This is a genomic window from Jannaschia faecimaris, assembly GCF_900107415.1.
Classification (GTDB): domain Bacteria; phylum Pseudomonadota; class Alphaproteobacteria; order Rhodobacterales; family Rhodobacteraceae; genus Jannaschia; species Jannaschia faecimaris.
Genome location: NZ_FNPX01000002.1, coordinates 118,663 through 140,890, shown reverse-complemented (window position 1 = coordinate 140,890; position 22,228 = coordinate 118,663). Strand labels below are relative to the sequence as shown.

25 protein-coding genes are annotated in these 22,228 nt (G+C 63.8%); 15 read left to right on the top strand and 10 right to left on the bottom strand.

Annotation, left to right across the window (positions count from 1 at the left end):
• The first annotated feature begins 5 nt into the window (after nucleotides 1-5).
• The 5 genes from BLV27_RS03510 (at nucleotide 6) to BLV27_RS03485 (ending at nucleotide 5,081) form a co-directional block, all read left to right on the top strand.
• Nucleotides 6-551 (top strand): TlpA family protein disulfide reductase, encoded by a 546-nt coding sequence (locus BLV27_RS03510; RefSeq protein WP_170831339.1) that lies wholly within the window; start codon nucleotides 6-8, stop codon nucleotides 549-551.
• A gap of 167 nt (nucleotides 552-718) precedes the next feature.
• Entirely contained in the window at nucleotides 719-1,630 is a 912-nt protein-coding gene (locus BLV27_RS03505) for a calcium/sodium antiporter (RefSeq protein ID WP_092642480.1), read from the top strand.
• A gap of 103 nt (nucleotides 1,631-1,733) precedes the next feature.
• The gene (locus BLV27_RS03500; RefSeq protein WP_092642477.1) at nucleotides 1,734-2,696 is read left to right on the top strand and encodes an L-malyl-CoA/beta-methylmalyl-CoA lyase; all 963 of its coding nucleotides are present in this window, start codon (nucleotides 1,734-1,736) and stop codon (nucleotides 2,694-2,696) included.
• A 546-nt stretch (nucleotides 2,697-3,242) separates the two neighbouring features.
• A complete protein-coding gene (locus tag BLV27_RS03490) occupies nucleotides 3,243-3,845 on the top strand; it encodes a hypothetical protein (RefSeq protein WP_170831338.1) in 603 nt (200 codons plus the stop codon).
• Nucleotides 3,846-4,118: 273 nt separating this feature from the next.
• Nucleotides 4,119-5,081 (top strand): acetyl-CoA carboxylase carboxyltransferase subunit alpha, encoded by a 963-nt coding sequence (locus BLV27_RS03485; RefSeq protein ID WP_092642469.1) that lies wholly within the window; start codon nucleotides 4,119-4,121, stop codon nucleotides 5,079-5,081.
• Nucleotides 5,082-5,106: 25 nt separating this feature from the next.
• Here BLV27_RS03485 and BLV27_RS03480 read toward each other — a convergent pair whose 3' ends face one another.
• Nucleotides 5,107-5,337: a hypothetical protein gene (locus tag BLV27_RS03480; RefSeq protein WP_092642466.1), complete on the bottom strand. Its 231-nt coding sequence runs from the start codon at nucleotides 5,335-5,337 to the stop codon at nucleotides 5,107-5,109.
• A gap of 102 nt (nucleotides 5,338-5,439) precedes the next feature.
• Between BLV27_RS03480 and BLV27_RS03475 the strand changes: the two genes are divergently transcribed.
• The 3 genes from BLV27_RS03475 (at nucleotide 5,440) to BLV27_RS03465 (ending at nucleotide 7,343) form a co-directional block, all read left to right on the top strand.
• The gene (locus BLV27_RS03475) at nucleotides 5,440-6,162 is read left to right on the top strand and encodes a M48 family metallopeptidase (protein WP_092642463.1); all 723 of its coding nucleotides are present in this window, start codon (nucleotides 5,440-5,442) and stop codon (nucleotides 6,160-6,162) included.
• Between the two features lie 48 nt (nucleotides 6,163-6,210).
• Nucleotides 6,211-6,981 (top strand): CE1 family esterase, encoded by a 771-nt coding sequence (locus BLV27_RS03470; protein ID WP_092642460.1) that lies wholly within the window; start codon nucleotides 6,211-6,213, stop codon nucleotides 6,979-6,981.
• Between the two features lie 80 nt (nucleotides 6,982-7,061).
• Nucleotides 7,062-7,343, top strand: a complete 282-nt coding sequence (locus tag BLV27_RS03465; protein ID WP_092642457.1) for a DUF6455 family protein — start codon at nucleotides 7,062-7,064, stop codon at nucleotides 7,341-7,343.
• Nucleotides 7,344-7,372: 29 nt separating this feature from the next.
• Here BLV27_RS03465 and rimO read toward each other — a convergent pair whose 3' ends face one another.
• On the bottom strand, nucleotides 7,373-8,740 hold the full coding sequence (rimO, locus tag BLV27_RS03460) for a 30S ribosomal protein S12 methylthiotransferase RimO (protein ID WP_170831337.1): 1,368 nt from the start codon (nucleotides 8,738-8,740) through the stop codon (nucleotides 7,373-7,375).
• 92 nt (nucleotides 8,741-8,832) lie between these two features.
• Here rimO and BLV27_RS03455 point away from each other — a divergent pair, with 92 nt between their 5' ends.
• The 3 genes from BLV27_RS03455 to pssA all read left to right on the top strand — a co-directional run bounded on the left by BLV27_RS03455 (nucleotide 8,833) and on the right by pssA (nucleotide 12,342).
• Entirely contained in the window at nucleotides 8,833-10,824 is a 1,992-nt protein-coding gene (locus BLV27_RS03455; protein WP_092642451.1) for an AsmA family protein, read from the top strand.
• An 87-nt stretch (nucleotides 10,825-10,911) separates the two neighbouring features.
• Nucleotides 10,912-11,607 carry a phosphatidylserine decarboxylase gene (locus tag BLV27_RS03450; protein ID WP_092642448.1) on the top strand — a complete coding sequence of 232 codons (696 nt, stop codon included), beginning with the start codon at nucleotides 10,912-10,914 and terminating at the stop codon, nucleotides 11,605-11,607.
• Nucleotides 11,608-12,342, top strand: coding sequence for a CDP-diacylglycerol--serine O-phosphatidyltransferase (gene pssA, locus BLV27_RS03445; protein WP_092642445.1), 735 nt, complete (start codon nucleotides 11,608-11,610; stop codon nucleotides 12,340-12,342).
• 76 nt (nucleotides 12,343-12,418) lie between these two features.
• On the opposite strand, the gene BLV27_RS03440 is transcribed toward pssA, so the two are convergent.
• Nucleotides 12,419-13,054, bottom strand: coding sequence for a GcrA family cell cycle regulator (locus BLV27_RS03440; protein ID WP_092642441.1), 636 nt, complete (start codon nucleotides 13,052-13,054; stop codon nucleotides 12,419-12,421).
• A gap of 142 nt (nucleotides 13,055-13,196) precedes the next feature.
• On the opposite strand from BLV27_RS03440, the gene BLV27_RS03435 reads away from it, so the two are divergent.
• On the top strand, nucleotides 13,197-14,030 hold the full coding sequence (locus BLV27_RS03435; protein WP_244504517.1) for an ABC transporter permease: 834 nt from the start codon (nucleotides 13,197-13,199) through the stop codon (nucleotides 14,028-14,030).
• Nucleotides 14,031-14,111: 81 nt separating this feature from the next.
• On the opposite strand, the gene argF is transcribed toward BLV27_RS03435, so the two are convergent.
• Nucleotides 14,112-15,038, bottom strand: a complete 927-nt coding sequence (gene argF, locus BLV27_RS03430; protein WP_092642435.1) for an ornithine carbamoyltransferase — start codon at nucleotides 15,036-15,038, stop codon at nucleotides 14,112-14,114.
• Between the two features lie 74 nt (nucleotides 15,039-15,112).
• Entirely contained in the window at nucleotides 15,113-16,291 is a 1,179-nt protein-coding gene (locus BLV27_RS03425; protein ID WP_092642432.1) for an aspartate aminotransferase family protein, read from the bottom strand.
• 168 nt (nucleotides 16,292-16,459) lie between these two features.
• Between BLV27_RS03425 and BLV27_RS03420 the strand changes: the two genes are divergently transcribed.
• On the top strand, nucleotides 16,460-17,038 hold the full coding sequence (locus tag BLV27_RS03420; RefSeq protein WP_092642429.1) for a cytochrome P460 family protein: 579 nt from the start codon (nucleotides 16,460-16,462) through the stop codon (nucleotides 17,036-17,038).
• A 107-nt stretch (nucleotides 17,039-17,145) separates the two neighbouring features.
• Nucleotides 17,146-17,847 carry a CDP-alcohol phosphatidyltransferase family protein gene (locus tag BLV27_RS03415; RefSeq protein ID WP_092642425.1) on the top strand — a complete coding sequence of 234 codons (702 nt, stop codon included), beginning with the start codon at nucleotides 17,146-17,148 and terminating at the stop codon, nucleotides 17,845-17,847.
• An 18-nt stretch (nucleotides 17,848-17,865) separates the two neighbouring features.
• Here BLV27_RS03415 and BLV27_RS03410 read toward each other — a convergent pair whose 3' ends face one another.
• From BLV27_RS03410 to cobS, 4 genes are read right to left on the bottom strand one after another with little or no spacing between them, the layout of a single operon-like run.
• The gene (locus BLV27_RS03410) at nucleotides 17,866-18,207 is read right to left on the bottom strand and encodes a hypothetical protein (RefSeq protein WP_092642422.1); all 342 of its coding nucleotides are present in this window, start codon (nucleotides 18,205-18,207) and stop codon (nucleotides 17,866-17,868) included.
• A 3-nt stretch (nucleotides 18,208-18,210) separates the two neighbouring features.
• Nucleotides 18,211-19,221: an endonuclease/exonuclease/phosphatase family protein gene (locus BLV27_RS03405; RefSeq protein WP_244504516.1), complete on the bottom strand. Its 1,011-nt coding sequence runs from the start codon at nucleotides 19,219-19,221 to the stop codon at nucleotides 18,211-18,213.
• On the bottom strand, nucleotides 19,218-19,898 hold the full coding sequence (locus tag BLV27_RS03400) for a molecular chaperone DjiA (protein ID WP_092642416.1): 681 nt from the start codon (nucleotides 19,896-19,898) through the stop codon (nucleotides 19,218-19,220). The genes BLV27_RS03405 and BLV27_RS03400 overlap by 4 nt, the downstream gene beginning before the upstream one ends.
• 10 nt (nucleotides 19,899-19,908) lie before the next feature.
• A complete protein-coding gene (gene cobS, locus BLV27_RS03395; protein ID WP_092642413.1) occupies nucleotides 19,909-20,649 on the bottom strand; it encodes an adenosylcobinamide-GDP ribazoletransferase in 741 nt (246 codons plus the stop codon).
• 80 nt (nucleotides 20,650-20,729) lie between these two features.
• Between cobS and cobT the strand changes: the two genes are divergently transcribed.
• The gene (gene cobT / locus BLV27_RS03390; protein WP_092642410.1) at nucleotides 20,730-21,731 is read left to right on the top strand and encodes a nicotinate-nucleotide--dimethylbenzimidazole phosphoribosyltransferase; all 1,002 of its coding nucleotides are present in this window, start codon (nucleotides 20,730-20,732) and stop codon (nucleotides 21,729-21,731) included.
• Here cobT and BLV27_RS03385 read toward each other — a convergent pair.
• Nucleotides 21,728-22,210 (bottom strand): hypothetical protein, encoded by a 483-nt coding sequence (locus BLV27_RS03385; RefSeq protein ID WP_092642407.1) that lies wholly within the window; start codon nucleotides 22,208-22,210, stop codon nucleotides 21,728-21,730. The genes cobT and BLV27_RS03385 overlap by 4 nt on opposite strands.
• Between the last annotated feature and the right edge of the window lie 18 nt (nucleotides 22,211-22,228).

Here is a 22,228-nt window from a genome sequence, read left to right as displayed (position 1 = left end):
GCCTCTTGCTGCGTAAACTTGTCCCGACCCTATACGGCCTGGCCTTCGCGCTCGCCACCCCCGCCCTTGCCGAGGTGGAGCCGGGTCTGTTCACCGGCACGATGGCCAAGATGGAGCCACTGGAGGCCTATACCCCGGCGATCACGACCTTCGTAGGTGCGGATGGTCAGTTGGCAGATCTGTCGATGTATCACGGTCAGGTCGTCGTCCTGAACTTCTGGGCGACCTGGTGCGCACCCTGCCGGGAGGAAATGCCGTCGCTTCAGGCGCTTCAGGAGGCAATGGGGGATCGGGACCTGGAGGTTGTGACCGTGGCCTTTGGACGCCACAACCCGGTCGCGATGGAGAAATTCTGGGCCGACACGGGCATAACCAGCCTGCCGCTGCATATCGATCCGGCGTCTGAAATGGCGCGTGGGTTGGGGGTGCGCGGGCTGCCGCATACGTTCATTCTGGACCGCGATGGCCGCATTTTGGCGCAGTTGATCGGGGAGGCGGACTGGGACGCACAGGAAACGCTTGCCCTGCTGGAGGCGTACCTGGAGCAATGACGGACTGACCCCCGTCGCGACTTTTCGCTGGCAGACGCAAGACTTCGCATACTTTTTCATGCAGGCAACGCAGGGCGCTTGTTCCGGGATGCTGGCCACCCGATCTACCGGGGATCCGGGATACGCCTGACCGGAATCGATCATTTTGGCGCGGGGATCTTTCTGGGATGGATATCTGGTTTGTGGGCCTTGGCCTGCTCGCATTGGTTGCGGGCGGCGGCGCGTTGGTGTCCGGGGCCGTTGCGCTGGCGCAGCGATGGGGTCTGTCACCGCTGGTGATCGGTGTGACGCTGGTTGGGATGGGAACGTCCCTGCCGGAGCTTTTGACATCGCTTCGGGCGGCGATGTCCGGTGCCCCCGGCTTGGCAATGGGCAACGTGGTCGGGTCGAATACGGCGAACGTCCTGCTTATTCTCGGGATCGCGGCGGTGTTGCGTCCCATATCAGTCGACCGGGCCACGTGGCGCAGTGACGGTCTTGTCCTGCTGGCGGTTTCCGTTGTTGGCGCGGTCGTGATCGCGTTTTCCGCCGGGGTGGACCGCACGGGGGCCATTGTCTTCCTGCTGGGTTTCGCCGCCTGGCTTATCTGGCAATTACGCACCGGTCGGGTAGAGACAGCGGAGGAGAAGTGCGGTCTATCCCTGACCCGAGCCGTTGTCTTCCTGCTGCTTGGATTTATCGGCGTGCTGGCGGGGGCCGAGTCGCTGGTGCGCGGCGCGACCGGCCTGGCGCGGGGCATGGGCGTCTCCGAAGCGGTGATCGGCCTGACGATCGTGGCTGTCGGCACATCGTTGCCGGAACTGGCGACCAGCGCGATTGCCGCGTGGAAGGGCCGCGGCGACGTTGCATTGGGAAACGTCCTGGGGTCAAATATATTCAACCTGCTGGGAATTCTGGGTGTCACCGGCCTGGTGGCCCCGATGGCGATCGGTCCTCGTTTTGCGCAGATCGACCTGCCGGTTATGGTCGGTGCGGTTGTCCTGTTCCTGGTGTTGGCGCTGCGCGGTAGTCTTGGGCGTATCGGTGGTTCTGTTCTGCTGACTGGCTATGGCCTCTACCTGATGACGACGCTTGCCTAAGGCGAAAACCGCCAGATGCCGCAGTGCAGCGGTTGCACATCCATGGGACACATTGTAGCGATCAGCCAATTGCGTTGCGCAACTTTATGACCCGGAGAATTCAATGAGCTTCCGCCTGCAGCCTACACCCGTCGCGCGCCCGAATCGCTGTCAGCTGTTTGGGCCTGGCTCCAACACCAAGCTATTCGAAAAGATGGCGGCCTCGGCGGCGGATGTCATCAACCTCGACCTTGAGGATTCGGTCGCCCCCTCGGACAAGGACGCCGCGCGGGCCAACGTGATCGAGGCGATCGGCGCGGTGAACTGGGGCAAGAAGGTCCTGTCGGTTCGGATCAATGGCCTCGACACCCCGTTTTGGTACCGCGACGTTGTCGACCTGTTGGAGCAGGCGGGTGACCGGCTGGACCAGATCATGATCCCGAAGGTGGGCTGTGCTGCCGATATCTATGCGGTGGATGCGCTGGTCACGGCGATCGAGACGGCGAAGGGCCGGTCCAGGAAAGTAACTTTCGAAGTCATTATCGAGAGCGCGGCTGGGCTGGCTCATGTCGAGGAGATCGCCGCCTCGTCACCCCGACTGGTGGCCATGTCGTTGGGTGCGGCGGATTTCGCGGCCTCCATGGGAATGCAGACGACCGGGATCGGCGGCACGCAGGAGGATTACTACATGCTGACCGGAGCAGGGGAGCGGAATTGGTCCGACCCGTGGCACTGGGCGCAGGCAGCCATCGTCGCCGCCTGTCGGACTCACGGGGTCCTGCCTGTGGACGGCCCATTCGGTGATTTCAGCGATGACGAAGGTTACCGCGCGCAGGCCCGCCGGTCTGCGGTGTTGGGCATGGTCGGAAAATGGGCCATTCACCCCAAACAGATCGCGCTTGCCAACGAAGTCTTCACGCCTTCGGACGACAAGGTCGCCGAGGCACGTGAAATCCTGTCTGCGATGGAAGATGCCAAGGCGGCCGGTGCTGGTGCCACCGTCTACAAAGGGCGCTTGGTCGACATCGCTTCGATCAAGCAGGCCGAGGTCATCGTGCGTCAGTCGGAGATGATTGTCGGCAATTGAATCGTTTCAGACCGCAGACTTAGCCTCCGATTGAGGCCTCTTCTTCAAAGCCAGTTTGCATGGGTGGGAAGTTCTGAGATGTTGGACGTTGCACGGTCATCAACTTTCCGGTTCGCTTTCGATCTTGGGGATGTTGGCTGCGGTCTATGGCGGGCTTTATCGACTGCTGCCTGATAAACATCGACTGCTCCCTGATAAACGGTTCTTCGGGCATGTTCGGGGGGGCTCTTCGGGCTCCGTGACGTTCGTGCAGATGCACAAACCCGTCGAGCCCCATCCCGGCGTGCTCGTAGATAGGCAAAAAGTGCCAATCGTTCTTGCTGTGGCGTTTCTGGGCGCGCGCGGCTTGCTTCCCTGTTTCTTGATCGCACTGCTCACCCGCCTTGGGATCGGTGGCGTCGGCACCTTGGCGGGGATTGTAGCCTTGTCACGTCCGGGGGGATCGGCCCGACCTAGATATACGTGACACACGGGACCAATCGCCGGGGGCTTTCGCTCGCTTTGCTCGGTCTCGCGATTTCGGTTCGTACGTGGGCGATTGTGTTCTTGCCGTTCGACCGTGCCAATCTGATGTTGGTACGGCAAGCCTTACCTGTGCTCGTGCTGATGAACCTGGCTCCTGTCTTCCTTGTCGGCACACTTCTGAACCGGGAGCGGCGGCAGTTCGAGCGAGAAAAGACGCTGACCCGAAACACGGACTTCACGCTAGGAAATCGCCTGATGGGGCGTGGGGCACTTGATTGGTCCCTGACGCAGGCCGCGGCAACCGGATCGTTGCGCGATGGGGCGTCGATCGTGGTTGTGCCGATCCGCTTTCTAGGGGCGCTGGCCCGCCTCTTGGGGAACGATGACGATCACCACGCGATCAAGATTTTGCACAACCGCCTGGCGTTCATCATGCCGGTAGGGGGTGTCGTCGGCTGGGCCAGGACGGATTCTGTCCGATTCGTCAGGGACAGTCTTGCCAGACCCTGCAATAAAGTCGGGGCCGTTCACAGCGCGCGCCCGTCGGACGGACTTGGCTGGATCGGCAGGTGTGGCTGTCCAAGGGCCAGTTCGTCGGGCATGGCGGCGATCTCTTCTCGACGCTTAACAAGTTGCGGGACGCAGATTTCGGCACGTGATGACGTGCAAGGGCCTTGGTTTTGACGGGCCGCTCCAGAACCGGGCGCGATGGCGGTATCGGTTATTTGGCTCGCCGCCATCTGCCGTTGATCGCAACAACTGGTGGGCTGCTGCGCCGGGGCGATGATCCAATGGCACCATTTGCTGGTGTTGCTTTCGTCATGCGCCAAACCATCCTGATTTTGGCGGTTGCCGGGCCGGGTTGCCCCGTTAGAGCGGCCAACCCGTGGTTCCGGCGATGTTGCATCGCCGGAGCAGGAGCGTCATATCGGTGCGAACTGACGTGGGGACATCGAGATGACGCAATACCTGGATTTTGAGAAGCCCCTTTCGGAGATTGAGGGTAAGGCCGAGGAATTGCGCGCCATTGCCCGGGCCGACGAAAAGGTCGACGTCGAAAAGGAGGCCAAGCAGTTGGACGCGAAGGCGCGCGAAATGCTCGCGAACCTCTACCGGGGACTGACGCCTTGGCAGAAGGCGCAGGTTGCCCGTCATGCCGACCGGCCCCACTGCAAGGATTACATCGAGGCGCTGTTCACCGACTGGACGCCGCTGGCCGGGGATCGGAACTTTGCGGACGATCACGCAGTCATGGGCGGGCTGGCCCGTCTGGACGGACGAGCGGTCATGGTGATCGGGCACGAGAAAGGTCACGACACCCGGACCCGCATCGAGCGAAACTTTGGCATGGCCCGACCCGAGGGGTATCGCAAGGCGATCCGCCTGATGGAACTTGCCGACCGGTTCGGCCTGCCGGTCATCACGTTGATCGACACGCCCGGCGCGTATCCCGGCAAGGGCGCGGAAGAACGCGGCCAGTCCGAGGCTATCGCCCGTTCAACGCAAGCGTGCCTGCGGTTGGGCGTGCCGTTGGTCTCGCTGATCGTTGGGGAAGGCGGATCGGGCGGGGCCGTGGCCTTTGCGACGGCCAACCGCGTCGCCATGCTGGAACATTCGATCTATTCCGTAATCTCTCCTGAAGGCTGTGCCTCGATTCTTTGGAAAGACGCGGAAAAGATGCGCGAAGCGGCAGAAGCCCTTCGCCTCACCGCGCAGGATCTGTTCAAGCTGTCGGTGATCGACCGCATCGTGGAAGAACCGATGGGTGGGGCCCACCGTGACCGGGCCGCGACGATCGCGAAAGTCGGCGCGGCGCTTTCGGCGATGCTGAGCGAATTCGATGGCAAGTCAACCGATGACATTCGTGCCGCGCGCAGGACCAAGTTCCTCGGCATGGGATCCAAGGGGCTCGCGGCCTGAGGCGCCGCGTTTCCTAGTTAGTTTTTCACCGACGATAGACGCCCTCGGGAAGGTTCAGGGCCGTCGCCAGATCCTGCAATTGCCCCATCGTCAGCGTTACGCTGACGGGGGTTCCATCGCGTGGGTCGGGCTGCGTGAGGGTCACGCAATCCTCGAATGCGGCAACGACGACGTCTTCGGCGGGCGGTCGGTCGTCCTCACCTTCGTCCACAAGAGTGATGACCGTGGCGTCGAAATCATGCTCGATCGAGAACAATGGCAAATCTCCGCAATTGGGGGCGGCCGGCGCACAAGGCACTGACATCCGTGTCCCGGGGGCTATAACAACGTCAGAGTATCGAACGATCAGGAAAATTCCATGCGGTCACCCATCATTGCCCTCGCCACTGCGGCCCTTTTGTCGGCCTGCGTGGTCGTGGAGCCGGCACCCACGTCTTCGGGTCAGTCCGTCCCGCCGCCGACGGCCGCAGGAGAGCCAGCGCGCCTGTCCAACTCGACTGCAAGCGCGAATTTCGCGACCGCAGTGCGGCGGGTCGAACCGGTTGCTGAAAGCCTGTGCCGACGTCGCGCGCCCAACCTGAATTGCGATTTCAAGATCTTGGTCGATCCCAATCGCAATGCGCCGCCAAACGCATTTCAGTCGCTGGACCGGTCGGGGCGCCCCGTCCTGACGTTTACGCAAGCCTTGATCGCGGATGCGCGCAACGCGGACGAGATAGCCTTCGTCATTGGTCACGAATCGGCGCACCATATTGAAGAGCATATCGCCCGTCAGCGTGAAGCCGCGACGACCGGTGCGCTGGTCGGCGGGTTGATCGCCAGCGTCGCAGGTGCCAATGCCACGACGGCGCAGGAGATCAGCCGGATAAGCGCGGGCGTCGGTGCGCGCCGGTTTTCCAAGGATCACGAATTGGAGGCCGACGCGCTGGGCACGGTCATCACCGCACGGGCGGGTTACGATCCGGTGCGCGGTGCGGCATTCTTTACACGTATTCCCGACCCAGGTGACCGGTTTCTGGGGACCCATCCGCCCAATTCGGCCCGGATCGACATCGTTCGTCGGACCGCCGCGGGTCTTTGACGCGCTTGTGACTGGCCGGGCCAGCCGCCGTCGTGCAGGAATCGGGACATGAGAATTCTAACGTTCCTTATCCTGGCCATCCTGTCGCTTGCGGCACCAGCCGCCGCGTGCACGGGGACCGAAAAATGCCCCCTTGGCGACCGCGGATACCATGTGCGTGAACCGGTCGGGTGGGACGGGCAAAGCCCGTTGCCGGTGCAGCTTCACTTTCACGGCTGGGGGCGTCAGGGGCAGGTCCCGATTCAGAGCCCGCGGACCGGCGGGGCGGCGTCCGAAGCGGGTATACTTTTCGTGGCACCCGACGGGTTGGGGCGGACGTGGGATTTCCGCCGCGCCGGATCACGCGACACCGATTTTGCGCTGGCCGTCCTGGCCGAAGTGGCGCGGCGCTACCCGGTCGCGGGCCAGCCGCTGATCGTGTCGGGGTACAGTTGGGGCGCGCTCATGGCGGCGCGCTTCACCTGTGATGGCGGGGCGGAGATCGACGCGCTGCTCCTGATTGCCGGGGCTTTCCAGCCGGGTATCGACTGCACCGGTCGCCCTGGCCGCGTCAGCCATGTGCACGGGACCACTGATACAGTGCTGGACTTCCCCTATGGCCCGGACGGCGATCCAACGCAGGCCGTTGCAATCTGGAAAACGCAGTTGGGGTGCGGGCCACAGATACGGCAGTTTGACTGGAAGAGCGTGCCTTATCTGACGCAGGATCGCCGGGAGTGGGATTGCGAGGCGGGCCTTCTGACGATGGACATCCATTCGGCCAGTCATCTGATCCCGCGGAATTGGGTGGCCCGGCATCTGGCTGAAATCCTGAATTGACGAATCCGTGGTGCGTGGTGGATCATCGTCGTCAGCGTAGGCACGGCTAGCGTCGCGGGTGCCAAAGCAGGGAGAGGCCAATGACCCATCGCCCGCAGCCCCTTGGCGATATGCGCCTCCATCTGACCCTGACGCGGGGTATGGCCGACGCGACGGGAACAGACGCGGCGGGTGCGTTTGCCGATGGACGCCTTGATAACGCCGAGTGGGCGGATGCGCTTATGACGTGTCGGGAGTGCAGTCAGGTTTTGGCCTGCCGCCGGTGGCAGGGCCAACGGGTTGAAGGGCCGCGCGCCATTCCGAAAATGTGCGGCAATCACGCGTTCTTCAAACGTTTGAAAGGCGGTCAATGGCCCCCCTAGGCGGGATCAATTTCCACGCCGGACTATAATCATCGCACGACTTGTCCCCAGAGGTCATATTCAGAGGCTTCGTCGACCTCGACAGTCACGATGTCGCCGGGTGCCAAGGCCTCGACTCCCTCATCGATGAACAGGTTGCCGTCGATTTCGGGCGCGTCCGCCTTGGTGCGGCAGGTTGCGCCGTCTGCGTCGATGCCGTCCACGATGACATCCATCCGTGTGCCAACCTTGGCTTCCAGCTTGGCGGCGGAGATCGCCTGCGCCCTTTCCATGAAACGGTCGAAACGGTCCTGCTTGACGTCATCCGGAACGTGATCGGGCAGGGCGTTCGACCGGGCCCCGGCAACGTTTTCGTATTGGAAGGCACCGACGCGATCCAGCTGCGCCTCGTCCAGCCAGTCAAGCAGGGTCTGGAATTCAGCTTCCGTCTCGCCGGGATAGCCGACGATGAAGGTCGACCGCAGGGTGATGTCGGGGCAGATGCCGCGCCACTCGGCGATGCGGTCCAGTGTCTTTTCCGCATGCGCGGGCCGCGCCATACGCCGCAGCGTGTCGGGGTGCGCGTGTTGAAACGGTACATCCAGATACGGCAAGATCGTGCCCTCGGCCATCAGCGGCACCAAGTCGCGCACGAAGGGGTAGGGGTAAACGTAGTGCAGCCGAACCCATGCGCCGAGCGATCCCAGATCGCGCGCCAGGTTCACGATGTGCGACCCTGCCCCTGCGCGATCCTTCCAGTCGGTGCCATAGGCGGACGTATCCTGACTGATCACCAGAAGTTCTTTAACACCAGCATCGACCAGTCTTTCCGCCTCGCGCAGAACCGCCTTGGCCGGGCGTGAGGCCAGTTTTCCGCGCATGTCAGGAATAATGCAGAACTTGCACTTGTGATTGCAGCCTTCGGAAATCTTCAGATAGCTGAAGTGCCGGGGCGTCAGGGACACGCCGCTGGCCGGCAGCAGATCGATGAACGGGTCGGGTGCCGGCGGGGCAACGGCGTGGACGGCGTCGAGAACCTGTTCGTATTGCTGCGGCCCTGTCACGGCCAGAACCTTGGGGTGCGCACCGGTGATGTAGTCAGCATCGGCCCCCAGGCATCCGGTCACGATGACCTTTCCGTTTTCGCGCAGCGCCTCGCCGATGGCGTCCAGGCTCTCGGCCTTGGCGCTGTCGAGGAAACCGCAGGTGTTGACGATGACGGCTTCGGCCCCGGCGTAATCCGGGCTGATGGCATACCCTTCGGCGCGCAGGCGGGTCAGGATACGCTCGCTATCGACAAGTGCCTTGGGACAGCCGAGCGAGACCATACCGATCCTGGGCTGGCCCGGACGGGCGTCGCCGGGCAGCGTTGCACGGGGGGCAAGGTCGGGGCGAACGTTCGGCGGGTTCTGGGACATGAGCGCCACATAAGCCGCCGTTTCGTGTTGCGGAACCCCTTGCGATAGATCCCTGCGCGATTCATCCTGAGGTCGGGCAGGGAGTTTTGCGCATGAAGTGGCTTTTTCGAAGCGCGGCGACGTTGATAACACTGGTTCTCTTGGCGGTTCTGGTGCTGATCCTGGTGCCGACCGAGCGGGTTGCGCAGCTGGCCGCCGATCGGTTCGCGGACACAACGGGCCGCGCGCTGACCTTTGGGGGGCCGGTGAAGGCGACGCTCTGGCCGCATCTGGGCGTGCGGGCTCAGGATATCGAAGTGGCCAACGCCGAATGGTCGGACGAAGGACCGATGCTCACGGCGCAAACGCTGGAGGTCGGCATTGCCCTTGGCTCCTTATTTGGAGGGGACATTCAGGTCGAGAGCCTGCGCATCGACGATGCAAGACTGCTACTTGAGCGACAGGCCGATGGTCGCGCCAACTGGGAGTTCGCGGCCCGGACCGGCGCGAACACGGTGTCGGCACCCGGCACGCCTGCGGTGCAGCGAAGTCTGTCGATTGATCAGGCAGTATTGACGGGCGCGGAGGTCACATGGATCGACCGCGGCACCGACACGCGGGTGCAATTGCGGGCCGTTGACCTTGAAACCCGGATTCAGGATCTGGACAGCCCGGTGCGCCTGACCGGCTCGGCCTTACTGGACGGGCAGGCGATCAGCCTGGAAATGTCGACCGAAGCCGCCCGTCCGCTGCTGGACGGGGCTCTTACACCCGTCGCGGTGACCCTTCGAGCGGGCGAAACCGCCCTGCGATTGGATGGCCGCGCCGATCTTGACCCGCTGTCGTTCGAGGGCCGGATCGAGGCGACATCCTCCGACCGGTTTCGCGTTGCACGCATTTTTGACGTCATCGTACCCGAACTTCCCGAAGGACTGGGCCGGGGCCTGATCGCACTGAAGGCAGCGATAACGCTGGCCCCCGGAAAAACGCTGCACCTGCGGGACATGGTGATTGACCTGGACCGCAACCGCTTCAACGGCGCGCTGGACATAGACCCGAACGGCGAACGCCCCCGGATCGTTGGCAATCTTGCCGCCGAGCAGTTGGATCTCACATCGCTCAGCCAGAAAGAACAGGGTGGGGAGACGGTATTGGTGTCGGATACCGGCTGGGGCCGGGAGGAGATCGACGTCTCGGGGCTTTTTGCAGCCGATGGCGAACTGACATTGTCGTCGGGTCAGATCACGCTGGGCGACGCCAGGCTGGACGAGGTGCGGGCCAGGATCACGGTCGATCAGGGGCGAATGGTCGCCACACTGCAACCCTTGCTGGCGTACGGCGGTACGGTCACGGGGGACATAATTCTCAACGCACGCGGCGGGCTGTCTTCGCGTGTGGATCTGCAACTTTCTGGCCTTCAGATGCAGCCGTTCCTGACCGATTTTGCCGATTTCGACCGGTTGGTCGGGCAGGCAGATGTGGCTGTCAACGTGCTGGGCGTCGGCCAGACAACGCAGGCGCTTATCGAAAGCCTGGATGGTACGGCTTCCTTCAAGTTCGGGCGTGGAGAAATTCTGGGCCTGGATATCGGCGGCATGGTCCGGACGCTTGACCTCGGCTTCCGGGGCGAGGGGCAGAAAACTGTCTTCGACACCTTCTCGGCCAGCTTCGACATTACTGATGGCGTGGCGCGGGGTGAGGATCTGTCGCTGACCGCGCAGTACCTCGTCGTACGAGGGGCCGGACGTATCGAGTTGGGCCCCCAGACCATCCGCTATCGTTTACTGCCGACCTTGCGGCGGGGCGAAGACAGCGAGGGTATCACCGTGCCCTTGCTGATTGAGGGGCCCTGGGCCGATCCGCGGATCCGACCCGACATGGAATACCTCGCCCGCCAGCGTCTTGAAGTCGAACGGGACGAGCTTGAGGCCCGCGCCCGTGCCGAGGCCGACGAGGCTCGCGCCCGCGCCGAGGAATCCGCCCGCAGGCGGATCGCCGAGGAATTGGATGTGAACCCCGAGACGCTCGACAGTCGGGGCGCGGTGGAGGAGGCCATCAAGGAGCGGGTAGAAGAACAACTGTTGGAGCTGCTCCTCGGTCGCTGACCTGACAGCACAAGCCGGGCAACACTCCGGCTCGCTGGACGCTTGGCGTCAGGCGCGCTATCTGGCGCGCTAACAAAGGAGCACCCCATGAGCGTCAGCCTCGTCGGAACAGTCGTCAAGCCGATCCATCCGGAGGGCCGCAAGTTCATTGCGATCTTTGCCGCCGTCACGCTGGTTTTGTGGTTGGTGTGGGCACCGCTGGGCGTGATCGGGACCGCGTTGACCATCTGGTGCTACTACTTTTTCCGCGACCCGATCCGGACCGTGCCGATGGAGGAGGGGCAGATCGTGTCCCCCGCCGACGGCGTCGTGTCCCTGATCGGGCCGGCTGTTCCACCGGCGGAACTGGGCTTGGGCGAGGCACCGCTGGTGCGCGTTTCGGTCTTCATGTCCGTGTTCGACTGCCACGTGAACCGCGCGCCCGTCGCCGGAGAAGTCACCGCCGTCGCCTATCGTCCCGGCAAGTTCCTGTCGGCCGAGTTGGACAAAGCATCCGAAGAGAACGAGCGCAATGGCATTGTCCTGACGATGCACGACGGCACGCGCCTTGGCGTTGTACAGATTGCGGGCCTCGTGGCGCGGCGTATCCTCTGCGAGGTTGATCAGGGCGCGATGCTGGAACGCGGGGACCGTTTCGGCCTGATCCGCTTCGGGTCGCGTCTTGACGTCTACCTGCCCGAGGGCACCGCCCCGCGTGTATCGGTCGGCCAGACCATGATTTCGGGGGAAAGCATTCTGGCGGTGCTGGGCGATGACCGGCCCGCCGAAGCACGGGGCGAATAGGTGACGCGGAAGCGTCAGGAAAGCCGCGAAGGCCGCTTGCCTGTTCTGTCTTTGGTGCCCAACATCGTCACGATGCTGGGTCTGTGTTTCGGCCTGACCTCGATCCGCTTCACCTTCGATGAGCAGTACCAGTTTGCCGCTGGGATGTTGATCCTCGCCGCACTGATCGACGGATTGGACGGGTTGCTGGCGCGCAGGTTGAATGCGGCGTCGCCGTTCGGGGCCGAGCTTGATTCCCTGTCGGACTTCGTGTGTTTCGGCGTAGCCCCCGCGCTGCTGGTCTATAATTTCGGGCTGCAGGGGCTGGCGGGCATGGGATGGCTCGCAGCACTTTTCTTCGTGATCTGCTGTTGCCTGCGGCTGGCGCGCTTCAATGTCGCCGCTAAAGACGAGTTGTCGGACGACAAAAAGAGTTTCACCGGCGTGCCCGCCCCCGCAGGTGCAATGCTTGGCATTTTTCCCGTGACGCTCTCGCTAGCTGATTTTGCCGACCTGCGGGATCTGCAGTTCCTGATCGCACTGTGGATGCTGGCCGTGGGTGGCATGATGGTCGCGCGGTTCAACACGGTCTCTCTCAAGTCGATGCGGATTAGCCGGGACAATGCCGTCTATGTTCTGCTGGCGGCGGCGGTGATCATCGGCATGATGCTTACCCGGATCTGGACTTTCCACGTCGGCGCGACCGTTCTCTATCTGGGACTGTTGGCCTGGGGGACGCTGCGCAAGCGGCGCTGACACAAAGGGCGCACAGGGCCACATGAAAAAAGGCCCGTCGCGGGACGGGCCTTCTGATCTTCCGGGGGGCGATGGCCTAGCGTTTGCGATCTCGGCGCGACGACATCGGCTGAAACGCGACGGACACATGGGCTTCGCAATATGGTTTGCCGGCCTGCACGGTCAGGCCGCAGAACCAGAACTTTTCCGTCGCCGGATCGCCGATCGGCCATTTGCACGTCCGCTCGGTCAATTCCATCAAAGAGATTTTCTTCGCTGTCTTCTCGACCGCGTTCACCTTGGCCAGCGCCTCGGGCGAGATTTCGTTCGCTGACGGCTGCGGCGGAAGGGGCTGACCGGCCATGAGGGGCTTGCGCAGCGCTGTGATGTTGTTGCCGGTGCGCGGCGGGACGGCGGCCATGGTGCGCGGCTCATCATCGTCGACTTCCTCTGCGACCGGAGGATCCTCGGCGGCCTTTTCATCCTCATCCGCGGCTTTCGCCTTGGGTTCGGGCCTGGCCTTCGGTTTCGCGGGCTTGGGCGCGGCGGGTGCGGGCTTGGCCTCTGCGGCGGGCTTGTCGTCAGTGTTGCGGTTCGACAGGCCAAGGCGATGCACCTTGCCGATGACCGCATTGCGCGTCACACCGCCAAGCTCCTTGGCGATCTGCGAGGCGGAGGCACCATCGCCCCACATCCGCTTGAGCGTCTCGACGCGATCGTCGGTCCAAGACATGAAACTCTCCTTAACTGCTCGTCTGCCCCGGCCCGATTGTTCGAAGGCGCACAACCCAAGGGGGTGGCGATGCCGGGGGAAATCCTATTGTAAGCATCCCAAGCGCCCGTCACAAGCGGGTGCCCAAAGGGAAAGGGCCAAGATGACACAGACCGCACACCCCACCGTCGGATCAGCTACGGAGATGCAGCAAGGCGTGCGCCGCTTCGGCGCGGTGAATTGGCTTGGCATGTGGACGCTGATCGGGCGCGAGGTGCGCCGCTTCGCTTCGGTCTGGACGCAGACCCTGCTGGCCCCGCTGGCCACCGCGGGCTTGTTCATGCTGGTCTTTACGCTGGCCGTTGGCCCCACGCGCGGCGACGTTATGGGGCTGCCGTTCATACATTTCCTGGCCCCGGGTATCCTGATGATGACGGTCATCCAGAACTCCTTTGCCAACGTGTCTTCGTCGATCGTGATCTCCAAGGTGCAGGGCAACATCGTCGATACGCTGATGCCGCCGCTGTCGGCGACCGAGCTGCTGGTCGGCTACCTTGCGGGCGGCATCCTGCGCGGTGTCGTGGTCGCGCTGGCGATCTCGCTTCTGATGTTTCCGTTTATAGGACTTGGCGTGAAGAACCCCGTGATGGCCTTGGTCTGGGTTGCGCTGGGCGGCGCGTTTCTGGGGTCATTGGGCGTGATCGCGGGTGTGTTCGCCAACAAGTTCGACCAGATGGCGGCGATTACCAATTTCATCATCACACCGCTCAGCTTCCTCTCCGGCACGTTCTATTCCATCGAGGGGCTGCCGCCGATCATGCGTGCCCTCAGCCATGCGAACCCCGTTTTCTATCTGATCGACGGGCTGCGCTCGGCGGTGCTTGGCGTCTCCGACAGCTCCCCGGTGCTGGGCCTGACGGTGGTGATCGGGGCAACCCTGTTCGTATGCTCGATCGCTTGGTGGATGTTCCGTACCGGATACCGCCTGAAGTCATGACCCGCGCGAAGGGCGGCGGACCTCCAGCCGCCCAAAGAGTAATCGAGCGGATCGCCAGAAGAGGGACGACCGCCTCTTTGCTCAGAGGTCGAGGCACCAGCGCATGATGGCCTTTTGCGCATGCAGACGGTTTTCCGCCTCGTCGAAGACGACCGACCGGGGACCATCCAGAACCGCGTCGGTGATCTCTTCGCCGCGATGTGCGGGCAGGCAGTGCATGACCAGCGCATGATCGGGTGCGGCTTCAATGAGGCGTTCGTTGACCTGGTAAGGGCGCAGCAGATTGTGACGCCGCTGACGGGAAGACTCGGCGTCGCCCATGCTGACCCAGGTGTCGGTCACGATCAGATCGGCGTCTGCCACGGCCTTGGCCGGATCGCGCTCCACGCGCACTTCGCAGCCCGCCTTGCGTGCGGCCCCCATAAGGGCGGGGTCCGGGTCAAGCTGGGCGGGGCCTGCAAAAGTGAAATCAAAGCCGAAGCTGGCGGCGGCATGCAGGAACGACTGCGCGACGTTGTTGCCGTCGCCCATCCATGCCACGCGTTTGCCCTTGATGGGGCCGCGATGCTCCTCGAAGGTCATGACGTCGGCCATGATCTGGCAGGGGTGGGAGTTGTCGGTCAGGCCGTTGATAACAGGCACGCTGGCATGTTCCGCCATCTCGGCGATGATGTCCTCGCCGAAGGTTCGTATCATGATCAGATCGACATAGCGCGACAGCACGCGGGCGGTGTCGGCGATCGTTTCGCCATGGCCAAGCTGCATGTCCGCCCCCGACAGGACCATCGTGGTGCCGCCCATCTGGCGCACCCCTACATCAAAGCTGATGCGTGTGCGGGTTGAGGGCTTTTCGAAGATCAACGCCACCACGCGCCCCTTCAGCGGCAGATCATCGTCGGGCGTGCCCTTGGGGCGGTCGCCGCGCGCGGATTTCATCGCGTTGGCGTTTTCCAGGATCGCACGGAGTTGGTCGGGTGCGGTGGTGTGGATGTCGAGAAAATTGGTCATGTCAGTCTCGCAATAGGGAGCAACAGGGGGCCAGCCCCCGGCCCCCGGAGTATTTTTGGAAGCAGAGAAATGGCTCAGGCGGGGACGAGCGAGGCAGCCGCGCGATCAAGACGCGTCAACGCCTCCCGTATCTCGTCATCGGTGATGTTGAGCGCAGGCAGCAGCCGCACGACGTTATCCGCCGCCGGCACGACGCAGGTCTCCTGGCCGTAGGCGGCCGTAACGACGTCGCCCGCCGGCACCTTGCACTTGAGACCCAGCATCAGGCCCGATCCGCGCACGGCTTCGAAAACCTCCGGGTGTGAAGCCACCAGCCCCTCCAGCCCTTGACGGAACAGACCGGCCTTGCGGTTCACCTCGGACAGGAAGTCTTCGGTCGCGACGATATCCATGACCGCGTTGCCCACCGCGCAGGCCAGCGGGTTGCCGCCGTAGGTGGAGCCGTGGTTTCCGGGCTTCATGCCGCTTGCGGCCTCTTCCGTCGCCAGCAAGGCTCCGAGGGGGAACCCGCCGCCGATGCCTTTGGCGACCATCATGATGTCGGGCGAAATGCCCGCCCATTCATGCGCGAACAGTTTGCCGGTCCGGCCCATGCCGCATTGTACTTCGTCCAGGATCAAAAGCGCGCCGGTTTCGTCGCACAGGTCGCGCAGGCCCTTCAGGCACTGGTCGGGCACGGGGACGATGCCGCCTTCGCCCTGCACCGGCTCAAGAATGACCGCAGCCACGTCGGGGGCTTTCATCGCTTGCGCCAACGCTTCGTGGTCGGCGAACGGCAGTTGGCGGAAGCCCGGCAGGATGGGGCCGAAACCGCCGACCATCTTTTCGGACCCGGCGGCGGCGATGCCCGCGCTGGAGCGTCCGTGGAATGAGCCGGTGAAGGCCAGGATGACATGGCGCTCGGGCTGGCCCTTTTCGTGCCAGTACTTGCGCGCCATCTTGACCGCCAATTCGCAGGCTTCGGTGCCGGAATTGGCAAAAAAGACCGTGTCGGCGAAGGTATGTTCCACCAGCTTGTCGGCCAGCGCCTCTTGTTGCGGAACGTGGTAGAGGTTGCTGGTGTGCCACAACTGGCCGGCCTGCGCCGTCAGCGCGGCGGTAAGGGCAGGGTGGGCATGGCCCAGAACGTTGACCGCGATCCCGCCTCCCAGATCGAGAAAGCGTCGCCCATCCGCTTCCATCAGCCAGGAGCCTTCGCCCGAGACGAAGCTCAGCGGGGCACGGTTGTAGATGGGAAGGACGGCGGGGATCATGGCCTTTTCCTCGGGTAAGGTTGCGGAAGTCCGAGGCGTGGCGGAAATCGCACGGCCTGTCAATTCACCGTGAGAGGTGCGCGGGATTTCGAATCTCACGCGCTTGTCAGGTGACCGGAGCAAGCCGGAATGCTTCAAGGTAGCAATGCTTGATAACGGGAGACTCTCATGCAACGTATCGCACTGGCCGCCGCTGCGACCTTGTCCGCCGCTCTGACCATCGGCAGTCCGGCCCTGGCGCAGGATAGCTGTGCCGTTGGCGAGGACCCGTTCGAAATGGACGAAGCTGCTGTCAACACGCTTTATGAGTGTATGTCGGACCGGATGGTCGAAGGCTACGCCAAGGAGGGGAGCGAGGTTGGAAGCCAATATCGCGACTGGCAGGTCACCGCGACCCGACCCGGCGTTGCGGGTCCGCACGGCAACCGCTTTCTGCTGACGTTCGTGAATGACATCGCGGCGGAACAGTATCTGAAGTTCGAAGAGGACATCACGATGCCGGTCGGTTCGGTTCTTGCGAAGGAGTCGATCAGCAGCAAGGACGGAACGGCCCGTGTCGGCCCGCTGTTCATCATGACCAAGGTCGATGACGCGCCGGACTATGGCAACTGGCTCTATGCGGGCGTGCAGCCCAATGGCAAGGAAATGAAGGTCAGTCAGAAGTTCTGCCATGATTGCCACGGCGGCTACGATTATCAGGACAGCATGGGATATCCGCTGGAAGACGTGCGTCTGACGTCGAACTGACAAGGTCCCAGATCGCGAAGGGCACAACGTGGTGCCCTTCGTCGTTTTTGCGGCCTTGCGGGCCCAACCGCTCGACAAGCGGCGGCCCGGCAGGCAGGTAGGGGGACATGTGGCCCCGAACCCGCGCCCTCTCCGTTCATCTGCTGACCGCCACTGGTGCGGTCTTTGCCATGTTCGCTTTGCTGGCCGCGGTAGAGACCGCTTGGTCCTGGATGTTCCTGTGGTTGCTTGCGGCCCTGATCGTCGACGGCATCGACGGCCCCCTTGCGCGCAAGTACGAGGTGACGCTGCACGCCGCGCGGTTCGATGGTGTCCTGCTGGACCTGATCATCGATTACCTGACTTATGTCTTCATCCCGGTCTACGCGCTTTATGCGTCCGGGCTGGTGCCCGGCTGGGCGGGTTGGGGCATTCTGACGGTCGTGCCCTTTGCCTCGGCACTCTATTTTTGCGACACCGAAATGAAGACCGAGGATGCAAGCTTCGAAGGGTTTCCCGGCTGTTGGAACATGGTCGCGCTGGCGGTTTTCATCCTGGAGCCGAACCCATGGATCACTTTGGTCGCGGCGGTTCTGTTGTCTGTGGCGATGTTCCTGCCGCTGCGGTTCGTACATCCGGTGCGAACGCGGCAATGGCGGCCCCTGACGCTTGGTATTACGACGCTGTGGATGGCGCTGGCGCTGGTCGCTGCTTGGGGTGAGTTCGGGCTGGGGCAGACGTTGGGCTGGATTTTTGCGGCGGCGACAGTCTACTTGCTGCTGGCAGGGCTGGTGCAACAGGCGGTTGCCGGAATGACCCGGCGCGCCTGACCTTCGGCGGCCGTCGGGCTAAAGGTCGATCGAGCCGTCGTCGTTTGGCGTCACCTCGGGCTCAGTCGGGGTCAGAGGCTCTTTCCGACGTATAATGATATCACCGTTCGGCAGGATCTCGGGGGCCTCGTAGGCGTCGAAATCCTCGACCACCTCACCCAGTGAACGCTGCATCTCTCGCAGGAAGGGTGCAGCGTCCTCGGCAAGGCCCTCAAGGTCGCGAAGCGCCGGCTCCATCTCCTCCATCAAACCTTCCATGAACAGGCGCAATCCGCGTTCCATCATGCTGTCTTCCTCCTGCTGAGCGGAGGCTGGCAAAGCGATGACGGCGACAATCAGAGCTGCGGCAAGCTGTTTCATTTCTTAAGTTTGGGTGGGCGAACCGCTCAGGTCAAGCACGACCGGAAAATGGTCCGATGCGTCCAGCAAGGCATTGCGCAGCGCCACGTCCTCAGCGGCCTGCGGGGCGTCGAAGGGATGCAGGATGGTCCACTGCGCTCGATCCCGTAAGCTTTGACTGACCATTGCGAAGTCAATCAGGGCGTTCAGGTACCGTTTGTTCCTATTGTCCCAGAACCTTGCGGTCGATGGAACGGCTGCTCCAAGGCGCGGAGGTTTGGCGTTCGGATCCCACAGGGCATTGGCACCGTCGCCCAGCACGATCTCGACGCCGGACCGGCCGAACAGCGTCTCGAATCGGTCCAGCCCCGGTCCGTCGTTGAAATCCCCCGCCACGATAAGGTCGCGCCCCTCGGCCAGGCGCTGATCCACGCGGCGGCGCAGCCAGATGCACTGGGCCAGTTGTTTGCGTCGGTTCAGGATATTGATCCTGAGCGCGTCCTGCGCGTCGGTTGCCCCGTGCGCGGCCTTGGATTTCGCGTGCACGCCGATCAGGTGCAGCGGCCCCGCAGGCGTTTCGAGGTCAAGCTCCAACGGTGGTTTCGACCAGACCAGCCGTTCCGCCCGCAGATCGGTGTCGAGGTCCATGCCGAGCGTGCGATCAAAGCGCGGGGCGTCGTCGCTTTCGCCCGGCTTATGGCGCGGGATGACGCGCGCCGGGTCATACATAAGCGCGATTTCTTGACCGGTGGCATTGGAAAACCCAAGGACCGCCCGCGACGTGCGCAACCCGGCCCAATCGGCGAACCGCTCCAGCGCGACGCGGGTGGAGCGGTCGCGGGTGTCGTCCGGGGCCTCGATTACAAGCATCGCGTCGGCATCTACCGCGCGCATCACCTTGCCGATGGCATCAAGTTGCCGCGCCTTCGTCACCTTGTAGCGGGAAAAGGCCGCGGTCGTGTGATCAATGGTGTCGTCGTCGTGAAACAGGCGGTTGAACCACTCCACGTTCCAAGTGGCGAACCGAAAGCTCACGCGGTCCCGGCCTGGATGTTCTCCCATGCGCGATTGATCGCGACGAGGCGTTTTTCGGCCAGCTTCACCGCCTCCTCGGGCAGGCCCCTGGCCATCAGGCGGTCGGGGTGCGTCTCGCGGACGGCCGCGCGCCATGCGGCTCGGATTTCGCGCATCGGCGTGTCGGGCGTGACGCCCAACACTTCGTAACAATCGGGCTCAACCCCTGGAACGAAACGGGTCTTGAGCGACCGAAATTCACGCTCTGGAAGGCGGAAGATCTGCGCGACGCGGCTCAGGAAGTCATCCTCGGCGGGGTGATAGGTGCCGTCGGCCATTGCGATGTGGAACAGCCCCTCCATCAGATCGCGCAGGATCTGCGGGTCTCCGTCGAACATGGTGCGGATTCGCCGCGCGTAATGCTCGAACCCGGCGACATCGGTGCGAGCCAGGTCGAATACGCGCGCGGCATTTTCGATCTCGCTTGGCGGAATGGTGAAGACTTCCCGAAAGGCGGAAACCTCATCGCGGGTGACATGCCCGTCGGCCTTGGCCATTTTCGCGCTCAGGGCGATCACCGCGATGGTGAAGGCGACGGAGCGTTCGGGCGGGCTGCGCAAGCGATCGAACAGGCCGGATAGAGCTTCGCCGGGGGCAAGGCTCGCCAAGAGTTCAAGGATACGGGACCAGAGCGACATAGGCGATATCCTATCCCGAAGTCAGGGCGACCAGAACCGCGATTTCCGACAATTGCTGCACTGTTCCCAGTACATCGCCGGTCTGCCCCCCGATCTTGCGGCGCGCCAGCCAACCGATGCCCAGCAAAACGACAGTCACCAGCACGGCTGCCACGATGCCTCGTGCGCCCATCGGTGCCAGCGCAAGCGCGGCAATACCGGCCCCAATCAGGCAGGCACCGGCTGAGGGCCGACCGGCCCCGCGCGACAGCCCGTCTTCCCGCGCATGAGGCAGCCAGCGCATCAGCAGGGCCATTGGTGCACGACTGACGACCGCCGCGATTACCAGCGCCAGCGGCGTCATCAGGATCATTGTCGTGGCGATCAGCGACCAGCGGATGGTCAGGGACAGGACGAGCGCGATCACGCCGTAGGCCCCGATACGGCTGTCGCGCATGATCTCCAGTCGTCGCGCGGGCGTGAAGCCGCCCCAGAACCCATCGGCTACGTCGGCCAGCCCATCCTCGTGCAGCGCGCCGGTCAGCATCACCAACGAGGCCAGGGTCAGTGCTGCGGCGACAGCCGGTGTTACGCCCAACCAAAACGCGATCCATCCGATCGCGCTGGCCATCATCGCAACCAGCCCACCCACCAACGGCCAGGCCCAGGCCGCGGCGGCGGCGGGGGACGTCGGTGTACCGCGAACAGGCAGGCGCGACAGTAACATGATGGCCGAGAGGAGGTCCGAAAAGGCGCGGGCGCTTGGGGGCATGTCGTTCCTGCACTGGCGATTGGCTCTGACGTCGCTTATCGCTCGGGGCGACAACGGTAAAGACGACACCCGAGGGCCAGATGACCGACTTGAACACACTGACAGCCATCCGTGCCGCCCTCGCCGCTGGCCCGGGTCCAGATGTGATGGCCCGCGACGGGGCTGCCGACCGGAACGCACAGCTGACCAAACCGCCGGGCGCACTGGGCCGGTTGGAAGATCTGGCGCAATGGTATGCGGGCTGGGTCGGCGATGCGCGGCCGCGCATTACCGCGCCGCAGGTTCTGATTTTTGCGGGCAACCACGGCGTCGCGACCCAAGGCGTCAGCGCCTTTCCGGCGGAGGTAACGGCACAGATGGTCGCCAATTTCAGGAGTGGCGGCGCGGCCATCAATCAGTTGTCTGATCTTGCCGGCGCGACGCTCGACGTCCACGCGCTCGACCTGGCTACACCCACCGCCGACTTCACCCAAGGCCCCGCGATGACCGAGGCGGAAGTCTGCGCGGCGTTCACGACCGGCTGGACCGCGGTCGATCCGATGGCCGACCTTCTGGTGACCGGCGAGATGGGGATCGGGAACACCACGTCCGCTGCCGCCATGGCGACGGCCCTGCTGGGCGGTACCGGCTGGGCCGGGCGCGGCACTGGGGTCGATGACGCAGGGCTGGCGCGCAAAGAGGCGGCGATTCAGGCAGGCTTGGCCGTCAATTCGGGGCGGTCCGGTTTGGAGGTTCTGGCGGCGCTGGGTGGGCGCGAGTTGGCCGCCATGGCGGGTGCAATCGCCGCCGCGCGGGCGCACCGAATTCCGGTCATCCTTGACGGGTTCATCTGCTGCGCTGCTGCGCTGTGCCTGAATGCGGAAGACGAAACGGCGCTCGATCACTGCGTTGCCGGACACCTGTCTGCCGAAGGGGCGCATGCGCGGATGCTGCACGCGCTGGGCAAAGCACCGCTTCTGTCGCTGGGTCTGCGGCTGGGAGAGGGGTCGGGCGCGGCGCTGGCCATTCAGATCCTGAAAGGTGCCTTGTCCTGCCATTCGGGCATGGCGACCTTTGCCGAGGCGGGTGTCGCGGGCGGCTAGCGCGGCGGCCCGTCGCGTGCGGCGACCATGAACGACAGAGCGTCGGCCACGATCTTGGTGTCGGCCCCGCCTGTCACGCCGCCGATGCCGACGCGACGGCCAACACGCCACCACATTCCCGGCACCCATGCTCGGCCCGCCGGCTCCCGCAGGCGGATCAGGAAGCCGTTGGACGGCTTGAAGCTGAACAAGGCGCGATCGACCGACGCGATGTTGTCCAGCGGTGCGATCGGGGTGCCGTCCTCCTGGAACAGGCCGTCGTCGCGCAGGGCAATGGCGACCGCTGATCCGCGCCATCCCCTTTGGCCCAAGGCCAGTGCCGCGACGCCAATCGCGATGAGGAAAAGCTGCCACAGCACGTTCGCAGGCGGATGCATCACCGCCAGCCACAAGAGCAGCGCGCCCAGTATTAACTGGATCGCCAGGCCCATGACGCGGCGCGGGGTCGAAGGTCGGAGGATGTGCATGGTTTCAGTCATGCCCCGCACTAGCGACCC

What these genes read in the sequence shown, in the direction of transcription:
- BLV27_RS03505 (WP_092642480.1), top strand. Translation starts at nt 719, where the DNA reads ATGGATATCTGGTTTGTGGGCCTTGGCCTGCTCGCATTGGTTGCGGGC.
- BLV27_RS03500 (WP_092642477.1), top strand. Translation starts at nt 1,734, where the DNA reads ATGAGCTTCCGCCTGCAGCCTACACCCGTCGCGCGCCCGAATCGCTGT.
- BLV27_RS03485 (WP_092642469.1), top strand. Translation starts at nt 4,119, where the DNA reads ATGACGCAATACCTGGATTTTGAGAAGCCCCTTTCGGAGATTGAGGGT.
- BLV27_RS03475 (WP_092642463.1), top strand. Translation starts at nt 5,440, where the DNA reads ATGCGGTCACCCATCATTGCCCTCGCCACTGCGGCCCTTTTGTCGGCC.
- BLV27_RS03470 (WP_092642460.1), top strand. Translation starts at nt 6,211, where the DNA reads ATGAGAATTCTAACGTTCCTTATCCTGGCCATCCTGTCGCTTGCGGCA.
- BLV27_RS03465 (WP_092642457.1), top strand. Translation starts at nt 7,062, where the DNA reads ATGACCCATCGCCCGCAGCCCCTTGGCGATATGCGCCTCCATCTGACC.
- rimO (WP_170831337.1), bottom strand. Translation starts at nt 8,740, where the DNA reads ATGTCCCAGAACCCGCCGAACGTTCGCCCCGACCTTGCCCCCCGTGCA.
- BLV27_RS03455 (WP_092642451.1), top strand. Translation starts at nt 8,833, where the DNA reads ATGAAGTGGCTTTTTCGAAGCGCGGCGACGTTGATAACACTGGTTCTC.
- BLV27_RS03450 (WP_092642448.1), top strand. Translation starts at nt 10,912, where the DNA reads ATGAGCGTCAGCCTCGTCGGAACAGTCGTCAAGCCGATCCATCCGGAG.
- BLV27_RS03440 (WP_092642441.1), bottom strand. Translation starts at nt 13,054, where the DNA reads ATGTCTTGGACCGACGATCGCGTCGAGACGCTCAAGCGGATGTGGGGC.
- BLV27_RS03435 (WP_244504517.1), top strand. Translation starts at nt 13,197, where the DNA reads ATGACACAGACCGCACACCCCACCGTCGGATCAGCTACGGAGATGCAG.
- argF (WP_092642435.1), bottom strand. Translation starts at nt 15,038, where the DNA reads ATGACCAATTTTCTCGACATCCACACCACCGCACCCGACCAACTCCGT.
- BLV27_RS03425 (WP_092642432.1), bottom strand. Translation starts at nt 16,291, where the DNA reads ATGATCCCCGCCGTCCTTCCCATCTACAACCGTGCCCCGCTGAGCTTC.
- BLV27_RS03420 (WP_092642429.1), top strand. Translation starts at nt 16,460, where the DNA reads ATGCAACGTATCGCACTGGCCGCCGCTGCGACCTTGTCCGCCGCTCTG.
- BLV27_RS03415 (WP_092642425.1), top strand. Translation starts at nt 17,146, where the DNA reads ATGTGGCCCCGAACCCGCGCCCTCTCCGTTCATCTGCTGACCGCCACT.
- BLV27_RS03410 (WP_092642422.1), bottom strand. Translation starts at nt 18,207, where the DNA reads ATGAAACAGCTTGCCGCAGCTCTGATTGTCGCCGTCATCGCTTTGCCA.
- BLV27_RS03400 (WP_092642416.1), bottom strand. Translation starts at nt 19,898, where the DNA reads ATGTCGCTCTGGTCCCGTATCCTTGAACTCTTGGCGAGCCTTGCCCCC.
- cobS (WP_092642413.1), bottom strand. Translation starts at nt 20,649, where the DNA reads ATGCCCCCAAGCGCCCGCGCCTTTTCGGACCTCCTCTCGGCCATCATG.
- cobT (WP_092642410.1), top strand. Translation starts at nt 20,730, where the DNA reads ATGACCGACTTGAACACACTGACAGCCATCCGTGCCGCCCTCGCCGCT.
- BLV27_RS03385 (WP_092642407.1), bottom strand. Translation starts at nt 22,210, where the DNA reads ATGACTGAAACCATGCACATCCTCCGACCTTCGACCCCGCGCCGCGTC.